We start from the raw sequence: 15,109 nt of genomic DNA on the forward strand, positions 1-15,109 counted from the left end.
GCCCAAGGAAATTTAACGCACGCGGCCCCGGCCTAAATTTCACCGCCCACGGCTCGTTCCTCCCTGATAGCGAAGGCCTCAACTGACTGAGATGGCAATGACAAAACCACGTTCGAACAAGGCGCTGTACATCGGCCTGCCCCTGGCGCTGGCCATCGGTGCCGGGGCTGGCTGGCTGGCCTGGGATCATTGGTTCAAGGGCAACGCCGGTTACCCGCTGGCGGTGATCAAGCAGGCCAACGAGCTGCAGGACCGCGTGCTGTCGTTCGACAGCCATATCACCGTGCCCATCGATTTCGGCACCGCCGGCAACGAGGCGGACAAGGATGGCGGCGGCCAGTTCGACCTGGCCAAGGCGGCGCGCGGCCGCTTGTCCGGCGCGGCGCTGACGATATTTGGCTGGCCGGAAATCTGGAACGGTCCCAACGCGCCGCACAAGCCAACCGAGGGGTTTATCGAGGCCGCCCGACACGAACAGGAAGTGCGCTACAAGATCATCAGCGGCATGGTGCGCGACTTCCCCAACCAGGTCGCGATCGCCTACACCCCGGCTGACTTTCGGCGCCTGCACGGCGAGGGCAAGTTCGCGATTTTCATCAGCATGCTCAACGCCTACCCCCTGGGCAACGACCTGAACCAGCTGGACCTGTGGGCAGCGCGCGGCATGCGCATGTTCGGTTTCAGTTACGTGGGCAATAACGCCTGGTCGGATTCGTCGCGCCCGCTGCCGTTTTTCAATGACTCGGTGGACGCGCTGGACGGCCTCTCGGACATCGGCAAGCAAGCCGTGCGGCGCCTCAATGACCTGGGGGTGATCATCGATGTGTCGCAGATGTCGACCAAGGCCCTGGAGCAAGTGGCACAGCTGAGCCGCACACCGATGGTGGCCTCGCACTCGGCTCCGCGAGCGGCGGTCGATATTCCGCGCAACCTCAGCGACAAGGAACTGCAACTGATCAAGCAGAGCGGCGGCGTGGTGCAGATCGTCGGTTTCTCGGCTTACCTGCGCCCACTCAGCCAGCCGACCCAGGACAAGCTCAACCAACTGCGCGCGCGCTTCGACCTGCCGCCCCTGCCCAACCTGGCCATGGCGCTGATGCCGGGCGACGCGATCATTGCCGCCTGGCCCGAACAGAAGTTCGGCGAATACGCCAGTGCGCTGTACGCCATCCTCGATGAAGAGCCGAAGGCCAGCCTCAAGGACCTGGGCGATGCCATCGACTACACCGTGCGCAAGATCGGTATCGACCACGTCGGGCTGTCGTCGGACTTCAATGACGGTGGCGGCATCGATGGCTGGAACAACGTCGGCGAGATCCGCAACGTCACCGCCGAGTTGATCCAGCGCGGCTACTCCGAAGCGGATATCGCCAAGCTGTGGGGCGGCAACTTCCTGCGGGTGTGGGACCAGGTACAACAAGCCGCCAAGCCAATGGCCCAACGTTAATCAGCCACGAAGTAAGTCCATGACCGACCGTCGTACGTTTCTCAAACAGGCTGGGGTGTTTGCCGCCAGCCTGCCGCTGGGTGCCGCCCTTCTGCCCCAGGCCGTGGCCAGCCCCCCGGCGGACAACCCATGGACGGGTTTCAAGCAACTGTTCAACCAGGACCCGGACTACCTGCACTTTTCCAATTTTCTGGTGGCGTCGCACCCAAGGCCGGTGCGCGAGGCCATCGAACGCTACCGTGCCCAGATCGACCGCAACCCGGGCCTTGCCATGGACTGGGACCTGCAGGAAACCTGGAAACGCGAAGGCCAGGTGCGCGAATGGGCCGGGCGCTACCTCAAGGCCACGCCGCCGCAGATCGCCCTGACCGGCAGCACCTCCGAAGGCCTGGCGATGATTTACGGCGGCCTTCAGGTGCGCGCCGACCAGGAGATCCTGACCACGGTCCACGAGCACTACGCAACCCAGAACGTGCTGGATTTTCGCGCGCGCCAGCAAGGCACCCAGGTGCGGCGGATCAGCCTGTTCGAGAACCCCAGCCAGGTCTCAGTCGACGAAATCCTGGGCAATATCCAGCGAGCCATCCGCCCCCATACCCGCGTGCTGGGCATGACCTGGGTGCAGTCCGGCAGCGGCGTGAAGCTGCCGATCGGCGAGATCGGCACGCTGGTGGCCGACGTCAACCGCCACCGCGACGAGCGTGACCGCATCCTGTATGTAGTGGACGGCGTGCACGGTCTGGGCGTGGAAAACCTCGACTTCCCGGACATGCACTGCGACTTTCTCATCGCCGGCACCCATAAATGGATGTTCGGCCCGCGCGGCACCGGCCTGGTGTGCGCCCGCGACCCCGAGAACAAATACGTCACGCCCATGGTGCCGACGTTTTCCGAAGACAAAGACTTCGCCACCATCATGACCCCTGGCGGCTTCCACGCCTTCGAACATCGCTGGGCGGCGGACGAGGCGTTCAAGCTGCACCTGCAATTGGGCAAGGCGCCGGTGCAGGCGCGCATCCATGCGCTCAACAGCGAACTCAAGGAGCAGTTGCAGGCTCATCCGCGCATCGAACTGGTCACGCCGCGCCGCGAGGAGCTGTCGGCGGGCTTCACGTTTTTCCGGCTCCGGGGCCAGGACTGCGAGGCCGTGGCGGCACACATGATGCGCCAGCGCGTGGTCATCGATGCGGTGGACCGCGATGTCGGCCCGGTGATCCGTACCGCCCCCGGCCTGCTCAATTCCAGCGAAGAGATCCAACGTTTCATGACCCTGCTCACCGCACGGGCGTGATGCCTATTTTTACTTTTTGAACCCGAGGCCCCCTATGCGTGCATCCCGATTCAACCCCTTGACCGCCCTGGCCCTGGCCGCCGCGTGCGGCGCCTGCCTGCCGGGCCTGGCCCACGCCGCCGCACCACCCGCCGGCAAAGTGTTCAAGGACTGCAAGGATTGCCCGGAAATGGTGGTGCTGCCCGCCGGCACTTTCACCATGGGCACGCCGGAGGATGAAGTCGGCCGCGAGCCGGACGAAGGGCCGATGCATGAAGTGACCTTTGCCAAGCCGTTCGCCATGAGCCGCTTCCAGATCACCGCCGGCGAATGGGACAGCTATATCCGCCAGACCGGCGTCAAAATCGCCGACGGCGACACCCGCCCCGGCCGCGAATGCATCGCCAGTAAACCGCGCTACCCCCAGGGCCCACGTCAGCCGGCGGTGTGCATGGACATGGACGATATAAAAAACTACGTGGCCTGGCTGTCGAAAAAGACCGGCCAGCAGTACCACATGGTCAGCGAGGCCCAGCGCGAGTACGCGGCCCGCGCCGGCACCACCGGGCCCTTCCCCTTCCCGTTCGATGCGGGCAAGGGCTACAGCATCGCCGAACACGCCAACACCTACGGTCCGGCGGACGGTTACAGCTACTCCTCGCCGGTGGGCAGCTACCCGCCGAACGCGTTTGGCCTGTACGACATGCACGGCAACGTCTACGAGCGCGTGGCCGATTGCGAACACTCCAATTACGTCGGCGCACCTACCGACGGCAGCGCGTGGATGGAGCCGAACTGCGAGGCTTACCAGATCCGTGGCAATGACTGGGGCGAAGCACCGGTGTTCTCGCGCTCGGGCAACCGCAACAACATCTACCCGCAGACGCGCGGGGACTGGATTGGCTTCAGGGTCGTGCGCGACCTCTGATTGTGTTGTGGTGAGCAGGGCAAGCCTGCTCACTACCAATAAACATCATGGTCTAGCTTTGCTTGGCCAGGCGCTCCAGCCCTTCATGCAAGGCCGGGAACAGGCTGTTGTTGAAGTTGTTCCAGCGCAGCTCAAGGATGGTGTCGTCCGGTGAGATCTCGGTCTTGAGTACGTCGTGGAACACTTCGCCGGAGTCGATGCCGTTGTCCACGTAGTGGAACGACGCACCGGTCAGATACAACGGTTCACACGGCTGCGTCTCCCGGGTTGCCCAATCCACCACGGCTTGTCCACGGGCACCGTACAAGGCATTCCAGGTGGCGTAGGCACCCCGGCGCTCATAGGGCGATTCGATACGGGTAATACCGGGGTGAATGTTCATGATCCGCCGCGCAAACGGCGCGCCCGGCCGCACCAGTTCATCGAGAATCACCAACAGGCCGTCAAGCACCACGATATCCGCCTTCAATTCCACCAGGGTGTCATGCAGGCGACGTTCGAAGTCCTGCTTACCGGCGATGTGCTCGGCACTGCCCCTTGGCAGGCGGCGATAGGTGGACGGCACGCTCAGCAGCAGGTCGTTGACCCGATTGCCCTGCACCCGCAGGTCGGTCGGGTACAGCCACTGGCGACCGGGTTGGCAGGCAAAGCCATAGTCGGCCATCAATTGCTGGTCGCGCGGGTTGTGCTCGTCATCGTCATACACCACGCCCACCAGGTTGTAGGCCTCGCCCAGCGGCGTGTCGTTGAGCGAACCCACCAGAAACTCCAGCACCGATTTCATATAGCGCTCGTGGTCCTTGTAGGCCACCGGCTGCCCGGCCTTGTCGGCGGCGGCATTTCTCAGGGACCACACATACACCAGGTTCTTCTTCGTCATTGTTTCGCTCTCGCTGAAGGGTTCACGCACGGCGCGGCTACGCGTGCGCCTACAGAACAAGAACGAACCAGCTTCCGGGCAATTTATCCGCCGTCGTCACCGCCGGGCGCGACGAGCTAAATCGTCGCGCCGGTGCTTCGTTTGTCATGGGTAAGGGTCTGTGTGCCCAGCCCTCTTTTCACTTTCCGGGAAGTACTTATGACCGACCCCAAGCGCGGCGCCTTCAACGGTCTGCTCGCATTGCTCAGGCCCTTTCGCACCCTCGTCACGATCTCCGTGGCCCTGGGCATGGCCGGCGGCCTGGCTATCACGTTGCTGCTGGCAACGATCAATAACGCCCTGCACTCGCCCCAAGGCATGACCCAAGGGGTGATCCTGACGTTTGCGGCGCTGTGCGTGCTGGCGCTGGTCAGTTCGATCATTTCCGACATCGGCACCAATTACGTCGGCCAACGCATCATCGCCGCACTGCGCAAGGACCTGGGCGAGAAAGTGCTGTCGGCGCCAATCGGTCAGATCGAGCGCTACCGCTCCCATCGGCTGATCCCGGTGCTGACCCACGATGTCGACACCATCAGCGATTTTTCCTTCGCCTTCACCCCGCTGGCCATTGCCGCTACCGTTACCCTGGGCTGCCTGGGCTATCTGGCCTACCTGTCGGTGCCGATGTTCCTGATGATGGTAGTCGCGGTGGTGATTGGCAGCGCGGTGCAGTTCATCGCCGGCGGCAAGGGCATTCAGGGCTTCGACCTGGCCCGTAGCCACGAAGACGACCTGCAGCGTTACTACAACGCCATTGCCTCCGGCGCCAAGGAACTGCGCATGCACCGTCCACGGCGGTTTCGCATGAACACCCACCGAATCAAGGAAACCGCAGACCTTATCAGTGATATCCAGGTGCGCTCGGTGAACATCTACATCCTCGCCAAGACCTTCGGCTCGATGCTGTTCTTTGTGGTCATCGGCCTGGCGCTGACGATGCAGGCCTACCATCCGAACCCTGACCCGACCGTAATCACCGGTTTCGTCCTTGTGCTGCTGTATATGAAAGGCCCGCTGGAACATCTGCTGGGTTATCTGCCGGTGGTCGGCAAGGCCAAGATTGCCTTTGGCCGAATCAGCGAATTGTCAGAGCGTTTCTCCTCGCCCGAACCTCACCTGCTGATGGATGACAGCGAAGCGCCGCAACCGCTGGTCAACCGCCTCGAACTGCGCGGCGTAACCTACAGCCCACCGGCGGTGGAAGGCAGCGAGCCGTTCCACCTGGGGCCAATCGACCTGAGCATCGCCCAGGGCGATATCGTGTTCATCGTCGGCGAAAACGGCAGCGGCAAGACCACCCTGATCAAACTGCTGCTGGGCCTTTACCCGCCCCAGTCAGGGGAAATCCTGCTCAACGGCAAGACCGTGACCGACCCCGAGCGCGACGACTACCGCCAGCTGTTTACTACGGTCTTCGCCGATTACTACCTGTTCGATGATTTGGTGCAGGGCAGCGCCGCGCAATCGCTGGACAGCGCCGCCAAGTACCTGGAACGCCTGGAAATCGCGCACAAGGTCAGCGTCAAGGACGGCGTATTCAGCACCACCGACCTTTCCACCGGGCAACGCAAGCGGCTGGCGCTGGTCAACGCCTGGCTGGAAGAACGCCCGGTGCTGGTGTTCGACGAATGGGCCGCCGACCAGGACCCGGCCTTCCGCCGCATCTTCTATACCGAACTGCTGCCGGACCTCAAACGCTTGGGCAAGACGATCATCGTGATCAGCCACGACGACCGCTATTTCGACATCGCCGACCAATTGGTGCGCCTGCGCGCCGGCCAGGTGGTGCACGAGATGGCGCCGGCGTGAATTTTGTTTTTCCGGTTTCCGCGGGTAGGAACGTCTCACTAGTGGTAATGAGAACCAGCCTCAATAAATACTTATAATTTGCCCACTTAACATTCCAGAAGAGAAGACATCCATGCCAGCACGACTCGGTCTCAGCCCACTGAGCAAAGCGCTCTCCATGCGTCGGGCCCTGAACATCAACCTCCTGCCGAGCGCCCTGGCCCTGGCAGTGTCGCTGCCGGTCGCCGGCTATGTGCAGGCACAAGAGATCGAGTTGGATATTCCCGCGCAGTCGCTGGGGAGCGCGCTGCAGACCTTCGGTCGCCAGGCCAACGTGCAGGTGCTCTATAGCCCGGGCGATGTGCAAGGCAAGACCAGTACGCCAGTCAAGGGCAAGCTGGACCCGCAACAAGCGATCAATACCCTGCTCGCCGGCACCTCGACCACCCACAGCCTCAACGGCAACTCCCTGACCGTGACCGCCGCCGGCGCCACCACCGGGCTGGAGCTGAGCCCGACCCAGGTGACCGGTAACGTGCTGGGTAACATCACCGAAGAGTCCGGCTCCTACACGCCCGGCACCATCGCCACCGCCACCCGGCTGACCCTGACGCCGCGGGAAACGCCGCAGTCGATCACGGTGATCACCCGTCAGCACATTGAGGACTTCGGTCTCAATAACGTCGATGACGTGATGCGGCACACACCCGGCATCACCGTGTCGGCCTATGACTCGGACCGAACCAACTACTATTCCCGCGGTTTTTCGGTCAACAGCTTCCAGTACGACGGTATTCCCTCCACGGTGCGCAACGTCGGTTATTCGGCGGGCAATACCCTGAGCGACATGGCGATCTACGACCGTGTCGAGGTTCTCAAGGGCGCTACCGGGCTGCTCAACGGCGCCGGCTCCCTCGGCGCGACCATCAACCTGATCCGCAAGAAACCGACCTCGGAGTTCAAGGGGCACCTGCAACTGGGCGCCGGTTCCTGGGACAACTACCGCAGCGAAGTGGACGTGAGCGGCCCGCTGACCGACAGCGGCAACGTGCGGGGCCGGGCGGTCGCGGCGTACCAGGACAAGAACTCGTTCATGGACCACTACTCGCGCAAGACCGAGACCTACTACGGCATCACTGAATTCGACCTGTCTCCCGACACCATGCTGACCGTCGGTTTCGACTACCAGGACAATACGCCCAAAGGCTCCAGCTGGTCCGGTTCGTTCCCGTTGGTCAACTCCAACGGCAGCATCAACAAGATGCCCCGTTCCTACAACAACGGCACCACCTGGAGTTCGTGGGAACAGAACACCCGTACAGCTTTCGCCATGCTCGAACATGATCTGGGAGACGGCTGGGTAACCAAATTCCAGCTGGACCACAAGATCAACAGTTACCATGCCGACCTCGCCTCCATTCAGTTCGTGCAGCCGGCAGCCGACGGCACCGCCGAGATCAATGGACAGAAATACACCGGCGAGACCAAGAGCACCTCCGCCGACCTCTACGCCACCGGCCCCTTCAGCCTGTTTGGCCGCGAACATGAACTGGTCGTGGGCGGCTCGATCGGCACCTCGCGCTGGCAAGGCAAAGGGTACTGGTCGCCGGAGTGGCCACAAGGCAACAAAGTCGATTTCTATAACTGGAATGGCCATATCGCCAAGCCGATCTACGGCCCGGTGCAACAGTACATCGATGACACTATCCGCCAGTCCGGCACCTATATGACCGCCCGCTTCAACGTGATGGACGACCTGAACGTGATCCTCGGTGGGCGCGTGGCCAACTACCATGTGACCGGCAACAACCCTTCCTACAAGGAAAGCGGCCGTTTCGTGCCTTACGCCGGGGTTATCTACGACCTCAATGACAATTTCTCGGTGTACACCAGCTATACCGATATCTTCCAGCCACAGGAAAGCACCTACAAGGATCGCAACCAGAGGCTGCTGGAACCTGACGAAGGGCAAAACTACGAGTTGGGCCTCAAGGGCGATTTCTTCGACGGCCGCTTGAACACCAGCATCGCCTACTTCGAGGTGCATGAAGACAACCGCGCCATCCCGGACGACGCCTATAACAACCAGACGCCGTCACCGCAGAATTACGCATTCAAAAGCTCCAAGGCCGTCACCAAGGGTTATGAGGCGGAGATCTCCGGTGAGCTGGCCCCTGGCTGGCAGGTCCAGGGGGGCTACACCCACAAGATCGTGCGCGATGAAGACGACAAGAAAATCTCCACATTCGAGCCGGAACATCAGGTCAACCTGAACACCACCTACAAGCTCAAGGGCGACCTGGACAAATTCACCATCGGCGGTGGCCTGCGCTGGCAGAGCAAGGGCTGGTACGAGATCTACAACTCGCCGCTGGACCGAAACCAGGACATCACCCAGAAAGCCTACTGGCTGGTGGACCTGATGACCCGTTACCAGGTAACCAAGAGCCTGTCGGCGACCGTCAACGTCAACAACATTTTCGACAAGTCCTACTACACCAACGTGGGTTTCTATAATTCGGCCGCCTACGGCGAGCCACGCAACGTGATGTTCAGCACCCGTTGGGACTTCTGATGTAATGCCTTGATCGCCCCCAGTGGTCAAACCAAGCCCGATGAGCGCCTTGCTTTCATCGGGCTTTTTCATGCCTTGCGCTCGTCCAAACCAGACGAAAAAAACCCGGATCCAAGGACCCGGGTGTTTGGCTCAGTCGCAACGTTACGTCATGGCGGCCACCAGGCTGGCGATGAACTCAGCGCTGTCGACGATCCCGTCATGATCGGTCTCGATCATCACTGAACGCTCGACGCGCCCCTGGCCGTGGATGCTCGCCATATGTTGCTCGATCAAGTCCTTGCAACGACCGGCCCGGCTTAACGAGGCCCACCAGCAACTGAGCGGCGCGTTGATCGGCTTGAAGTCGGCGGCCAGCATGCGTTCACTCAGGGCGCGGTCCACTTCCCAGGAAATCTGCGCCTCATTGCCGCGTAACAGCTCTTGCTTGATCGCAGTAAAGGCCTCGCCCAATGTCTGCTCGGCCCAGCCCACGAACGCGTGCAATTGCGCGTGTTCATCGTCGGTAAGCCGCTGGCATCGCAGCCAGGCATCGTGGATCTGCTCGGCATACGCCGGGAACATCACACCGAGCAGGGCGGCGCGGCGTTCATGGGTCGATACCGGGCGTTCCTCCTCGGCTACTACAGCCTCCCAGTAGGCCTTGAGCCATTGCGGCGGCGCGGCGTCGATCCAGCCGACGAACTCGACCGCGCGCCCCGCCTGCTCCAGCCCATAAGCCACTTCCATCGCCAGATTACCGCCCAGGGACCAGCCTGCCAGGCGGAACGGCCCTTGGGGCTGGGCTATCAACAGCTGCGCGGTGTAGTCCTCGACCATTGCTTGCCATTCGGGCACCGCAGTGCCCTCTTCGGCCAGGGCACGGCACATCACGCCGTACACCGGACGCTGCTCACGCAGGGCCAGGGCAATCGCGGTGTAGCAGTGCACCGCGCCGAAGCTGGGGTGGAACATAAACAGCGGCGTGCCTTGGGCCTGGCTGTTGAGTTTGACGATCGTGGAGCGCCGCGCCTCACCGTGCAGGCAATTGACCTGTCCACGCACGGTCGGGTTAAGCATCAACTGGCTGACCGACAAACCGACGCCGCTGATCTTGCGCAGGCGCTCCTTAAGCATCAGCACCAGCAGCGAATGGCCACCCAGCTCGAAGAAGTTGTCGTTAAGCCCTACTTGCTCAACCCCCAGCACGTCACGCCAGATCGCCGCCACCTGGCATTCGATCTCACTGTGGGGGGCCTCGAACGCCTGTGCCGCGTGGACCTCAGGCTTGGGCAACGCCTTGCGATCCAACTTGCCGTTGGGGCTCAACGGCATGTGTGTCAGCAGCACCCACTGCGTGGGAACCATGTAGTCCGGCAAGTGCGCCGCCAGATGCGCGCCGATCAAGGCTTTCCAGTCTTGCGGCGGCTGATGCAGCACCAGGTAACCCACCAGGTGCGTGCCGTCCACCGCCAGCACGGCGGCTTCGCGCACCCTGTCGTGCTCCAGCAGGCGTGCCTCGATTTCGCCCAATTCGATACGCAGCCCACGCAGCTTGACTTGATGATCAATGCGCCCGGCGTACTCGATGACGCCGTTGTCGCGATAACGCGCCAGATCGCCGGTCCGGTAGAGGCGTTCGCCGCTGCCGAACGGGTCGGTCACGAAACGTTCGGCCGTCAACCCGGCACGACGCTGATACCCCCGCGCCAAGCCGGCACCGCCCAGGTACAGCTCACCCAGTACGCCTATCGGGGTCGGTTCCAGATTGTCGTCCAGCACGTAGCACGTCAGGTTGGCAATCGGCCGGCCAATCGGCACCGCATCGGCGCCGTCATCAACACAGGTCCAGTGGGTCACGTCGATAGCGGCTTCGGTCGGTCCATACAGGTTGAACAACCCGGCCTGGGGCAGCTTGGCGAACACCTGCTGTTGTGTGTCTGCCGGCAATGCCTCACCGCTGCACACGATGCGTTGCAGGCTGTGGCACGTCACCGCCGTGGGGTCCTGCAGAAATGCTTGCAGCATGGACGGCACGAAGTGCAGCGTGGTGATGCCCCGGGCATTGATCAGGTTGACCAGCCTGGCCGGATCGCGATGATCCCCAGGCGCCGCCACGACCAGACGCGCACCGGTGAGCAAAGGCCAGAAGAACTCCCATACCGACACGTCGAAGCTGAACGGAGTTTTCTGCAACACACTGTCGCCGGCGTTCAGGCCATAGGCCTGCTGCATCCAGCACAGCCGGTTGGTGAGCGCCGAATGCCGATTGCCGGCGCCCTTGGGCTGGCCGGTGGAGCCCGAGGTGTAGATCACATAGGCCAGGTTTTCGCCGTCGACCACGACCTGCGGGTTGTGCGCCTGGCTGTCTTGCAACCAGGCATCGCCTGGCTCCAGCACCCAGTACTGCACGCCGTGGGGAATCGGCAGGTCCTCAAGCAGGTGCGCCTGGGTCAGCAATAGCTTGACGCCACTGTCCTGCAGCATGTACGCCAGCCGCTCGCGCGGATATTCCGGGTCCAGCGGCACGTAAGCGCCGCCGGCCTTGAGCACCGCCAGCAGGCCAACGACCATCTCGACGGAACGTTCCACCGCCAGCCCGACCAGGACGTCCGGCCCTACCCCGGCAGCTATCAAACGATGGGCCAGGCGGTTTGCCCGCTGGTTGAGCTGGGTATAAGTCAGAGACTGCTCGGCGAACACCAGGGCCTGGGCATCGGGTGTACGTTCAACTTGTGCTTCGATAAGCCGATGCACACTGTGGTGCAACGGATATGTCTCGTGCGTGGCGTTCCAGGCCTGCACCACGCGCTGGCGTTCATCCTGGGCCAGCGACGGCAGCGCGCCCAGACACCGGGACGCGTCTTGCGCCAGTGCTTGCAGTAATTGCTCAAAGTGCTCGGCCAGACGCTGGATCTGCGCCGCATGAAAAGAGTGCCGACTGTAATTGAACTCAAGCCCCAAGGTGTCACCGATGCCCAGCAGCACGGTCAACGGGTAATGGGTCTGCTCCAGGCTGTGCACCGCACCAAAGCGCAACCCCGACGGCGCACCCTGTTCCAGCGCTTCGGACACCGGGTAGTTTTCAAACACCAGGATGCTGTCAAACAGCGCCTCGCCGCCCAGCCCGGCCCAACGCTGGATCTCGAACAGGGGGGTGTGTTCCTGCTCGCGCAAGCGCACATTCTGGGCCTGGATGTGGTGCAACCATTGGCTCACCGTCATGCGTGCATCGGGCGTCGCCACCACCGGTAGCGTGTTGATGAACAACCCGACCTGTTGCTCGATCCCTCGCAGCTCCGCCGGGCGGCCGGCCACCGTGGCGCCGAACGCCACGGTGGCCTGCCCGGTGTGATGCCGCAACAGCAACAGCCAGGCCGCTTGCACCAAGGTATTGAGGGTCACCTTGTTGCTTTGGGCGAACGCCTTGAGATGCGCGGTGCGCGCGGCATCGAGCTGCAACCGATGCTCACCGTTCACCGTCAAGGCCGGGTCGCTGGCCAGGACCGCGCGGGCCAGGCGTGTGGGCTCTTGCAGGTCTTGCAGTTGCGCCTTCCAGAAGGCCTCGCTGACCGACCTGTCCTGCGCCTGCAGCCAGGCAATGTAATCGCGATAACGTCCCAGCGGTGCACGCAGCGGCTCACCCGCATAATGCTGCAACACCTCACCGAACAGCTGCGAACCGCTCCAGCCGTCCATCAGGATGTGATGATTGGTGTAGATCAGGTGGTAGTCAGACGTGCCGGTTCGCACCACCGTCAGGTTCAACAGCGGCGCCTGCTCCAACACGAAACCCCGCGCTCTGGCCGATTCGGCGAGATGATCGAGGGCATTGCCACAGTCGCTGCGGCCTTGCCAATCCAGCTCGGCGAACGGCAGGCGTACCTGCTTGTAGACCACTTGCAACGGCTGCTCCAGCTCGGTCTGCCAGAGGAAACCGCTGCGCAGGATCTCGTGGTTGTCCACCGCCGCCTGCCAGGCCTGGCGGAAGCGCGCTACGTCCAGCCCTTGAACATCGATCCGCATCTGGTTGATGTAGTCACCGCCGCCTTGTGTGTAAAGCGATTGGAACAGCATGCCCTGTTGCATCGGCGACAGTGGGTAAAGGTCTTCGACTTCGGACGCAGCCAGCGGCAACGCGTCCAACTGCGCCTGGGACAACTGTGCCAACGGGAAATCCGACGGTGTTACGCCGCGGTTGGCCGGTTCGCAGCAGTGCGCTATTACCGCCTTGAGTTCCTCGGTGTAGTCATCCGCCAAGCGTTGCACGGTCGCCTCAGCAAACATTTGCCGACTGAAATTCCAATTCAGCTTCAGTTCACCGCCGTACACCTGGCCATTGATTTCCAGCCAGTTGCCCAGCGGCGCGTCGGCGCTTTGCTCCGCACCGCTGGCGTCTGCGCACGGCGCGAATAAACCGGTCTCTTGGCCCGCATCAAAATTGCCGTCGAACTGCCCCAGGTAATTGAAGGTGATGCGTGGTTGCGGCAGTTCGCTCAGTGTTTGGCGAGCCTGGGGCGTGCCCAGATAACGCAGCGCACCGAAGCCCAAGCCTTTGTCGGGCACCGCGCGCAGTTGCTCCTTGATGTGCTTGAGCGAATCCGCCAACGAATCAGTCGGCACCAGTTGCAGCGGATAGAGACTGGTGAACCAACCGACGGTGCGGGTCAGGTCGATGTCGTCGAACAAGTCTTCGCGGCCATGCCCTTCCAGGCGTAATAACATTGACGACTCACCACTCCACCGCACGATGACGCGCGCCAGGGCGGTCAGCAGCAGGTCGTTGATCTGGGTGCGGTAAGCACTGGGCGCGTCCTGCAGCAAGCGGCGGGTGAATGCCTGATCCAGGTGCGTGGTCACGCTCAGTGCATGACGATTGCTCAAGCTGGCCTGCGGGTCGGCACCCGGTAAGCCGACCGGGCTGCCGTCCAACTGTGCCTGCCACCAGGCCAGCTGTTGCGCCAGTGCGGCGCTGGCTGCGTAAGTTTGCAGGCGTTCGGCCCAAGCCCTTGTAGCGCTGGTCTTGGCCGGCAGTACCGGCGTGCGCCCTTCGGCGATCTGGCGATACGCCGTCTGCAAATCCTCCAGCAGGATGCGCCAGGACACGCCATCGACCACCAGATGGTGGATCACCAGCAATAAACGCTGGGTGCCATCGGCCAGATCAACCAGCACCGCACGCAGCAGCGGGCCGTTGCTCAGGTCCAGGCTGCGCTGGGCTTCTTCGCCCAATGCATCCAGCTCATCGGCGCTGTCCAACGCGGTCTGCCACAGCACCTGTTCAGCCTGGTGCTGCTGCGGTTCGCGATAGGCAGCGGTCCAGCCGACCGGTCCCTGGGTAAAGCTGCAGCGCAATGCATCGTGGTGCACGATCAACGCCTGCAGCGCAGCCACCAGCAGCGGAGCCTGTAACGGCTGATGCGCGTGCAGCACCACCGACTGGTTCCAGTGCTGGCGCTCAGGAATATCATCGGCAAAAAACGCCTGTTGCACCGGTAACAGCAACAACTCGCCGCTCAGTGGCGACTGGTCCAGCAGGGTCACGCCTTCGCCTTGCCGGGCTACCGAAGCCAGGCTTTGCACGGTCTGGTGCTGAAACAGGTCTTTAGGCGTAAACCGCACGCCGGCCTGGCGCGCGCGACTGACCACCTGGATCGAAATGATCGAATCCCCACCCAGTTCGAAGAAGTTATCGTGCAACCCAACCTGGGGCAGGCGCAGCACGTCCGCCCAGATCGCTGCAATCTGCTGCTCCAACTCACTCTGCGGCGCCACATACACCTGCTGCATCTGGCTCACGTCCGGCTCCGGCAGGCCCTTGCGGTCGAGCTTGCCGTTGGGGGTCAGCGGCATGTGCTCCAGGAACATCAGGTGCGTGGGCACCATGTAGTCCGGCAGGCGCGCTTTCAGGGCCCGGCGCAGGTTCTCGCGGCAGGTGGCTTGGGCCACGGCGTCGCTCAGCAAATGCGCATCCAGCGGCACCACATAGGCGACCAGCTGCTTGCCGTGCGGTCCTTCCTGGGCCACCACCACGGTTTCGCCGACACTGTCCTGTTCGCGCAGGCGCGCTTCGATCTCGCCCAGTTCGATACGGAAGCCTCGGATTTTCACTTGATGATCAACGCGGCCCAGATAATCCACCACCCCATCCGGGCGGCCACGGGTCAGGTCGCCGCTGCGGTATACGCGGCTGCCGGGCT

7 protein-coding genes are annotated in these 15,109 nt (G+C 62.6%); 5 read left to right on the forward strand and 2 right to left on the reverse strand.

What is annotated here, in order from left to right:
* Positions 1–97 precede the first annotated feature (97 nt).
* The 3 genes from pvdM to pvdO are packed head-to-tail and all read left to right on the forward strand — an operon-like array spanning position 98 to position 3,645.
* The gene (pvdM, locus tag QRN10_RS10425; protein WP_181077086.1) at positions 98–1,447 is read left to right on the forward strand and encodes a pyoverdine-tailoring dipeptidase-like protein PvdM; all 1,350 of its coding nucleotides are present in this window, start codon (positions 98–100) and stop codon (positions 1,445–1,447) included.
* A gap of 19 nt (positions 1,448–1,466) precedes the next feature.
* A complete protein-coding gene (gene pvdN, locus QRN10_RS10430; protein ID WP_285428350.1) occupies positions 1,467–2,738 on the forward strand; it encodes a pyoverdine-tailoring periplasmic protein PvdN in 1,272 nt (423 codons plus the stop codon).
* Between the two features lie 34 nt (positions 2,739–2,772).
* On the forward strand, positions 2,773–3,645 hold the full coding sequence (gene pvdO, locus QRN10_RS10435; RefSeq protein ID WP_253506804.1) for a dihydropyoverdine dehydrogenase: 873 nt from the start codon (positions 2,773–2,775) through the stop codon (positions 3,643–3,645).
* Between the two features lie 52 nt (positions 3,646–3,697).
* Here the strand turns inward: pvdO and QRN10_RS10440 are convergent, their stop codons facing one another.
* Entirely contained in the window at positions 3,698–4,525 is an 828-nt protein-coding gene (locus tag QRN10_RS10440; protein WP_253506801.1) for a formyltransferase family protein, read from the reverse strand.
* Positions 4,526–4,723: 198 nt separating this feature from the next.
* Between QRN10_RS10440 and QRN10_RS10445 the strand changes: the two genes are divergently transcribed.
* Together QRN10_RS10445 and QRN10_RS10450 are read left to right on the forward strand one after the other, a co-directional pair.
* On the forward strand, positions 4,724–6,376 hold the full coding sequence (locus tag QRN10_RS10445) for a cyclic peptide export ABC transporter (protein ID WP_181077079.1): 1,653 nt from the start codon (positions 4,724–4,726) through the stop codon (positions 6,374–6,376).
* A gap of 112 nt (positions 6,377–6,488) precedes the next feature.
* Complete coding sequence (locus QRN10_RS10450; protein ID WP_181077077.1) at positions 6,489–8,930, forward strand: TonB-dependent siderophore receptor; 2,442 nt, start codon at positions 6,489–6,491, stop codon at positions 8,928–8,930.
* A 144-nt stretch (positions 8,931–9,074) separates the two neighbouring features.
* On the opposite strand, the gene QRN10_RS10455 is transcribed toward QRN10_RS10450, so the two are convergent.
* On the reverse strand, positions 9,075–15,109 hold a 6,035-nt coding region (locus QRN10_RS10455), incomplete at its 5' end, for a non-ribosomal peptide synthetase (RefSeq protein ID WP_285428351.1).

Origin of the sequence: Pseudomonas sp. lyk4-R2A-8 (assembly GCF_030209095.1) — a bacterium.
Classification (GTDB): domain Bacteria; phylum Pseudomonadota; class Gammaproteobacteria; order Pseudomonadales; family Pseudomonadaceae; genus Aquipseudomonas; species Aquipseudomonas quebecensis.

Excerpts from the sequence above, each read along its gene's own strand:
- pvdM (WP_181077086.1), top strand. The coding sequence starts at position 98 with ATGACAAAACCACGTTCGAACAAGGCGCTGTACATCGGCCTGCCCCTG.
- pvdN (WP_285428350.1), top strand. The coding sequence starts at position 1,467 with ATGACCGACCGTCGTACGTTTCTCAAACAGGCTGGGGTGTTTGCCGCC.
- pvdO (WP_253506804.1), top strand. The coding sequence starts at position 2,773 with ATGCGTGCATCCCGATTCAACCCCTTGACCGCCCTGGCCCTGGCCGCC.
- QRN10_RS10440 (WP_253506801.1), bottom strand. The coding sequence starts at position 4,525 with ATGACGAAGAAGAACCTGGTGTATGTGTGGTCCCTGAGAAATGCCGCC.
- QRN10_RS10445 (WP_181077079.1), top strand. The coding sequence starts at position 4,724 with ATGACCGACCCCAAGCGCGGCGCCTTCAACGGTCTGCTCGCATTGCTC.
- QRN10_RS10450 (WP_181077077.1), top strand. The coding sequence starts at position 6,489 with ATGCCAGCACGACTCGGTCTCAGCCCACTGAGCAAAGCGCTCTCCATG.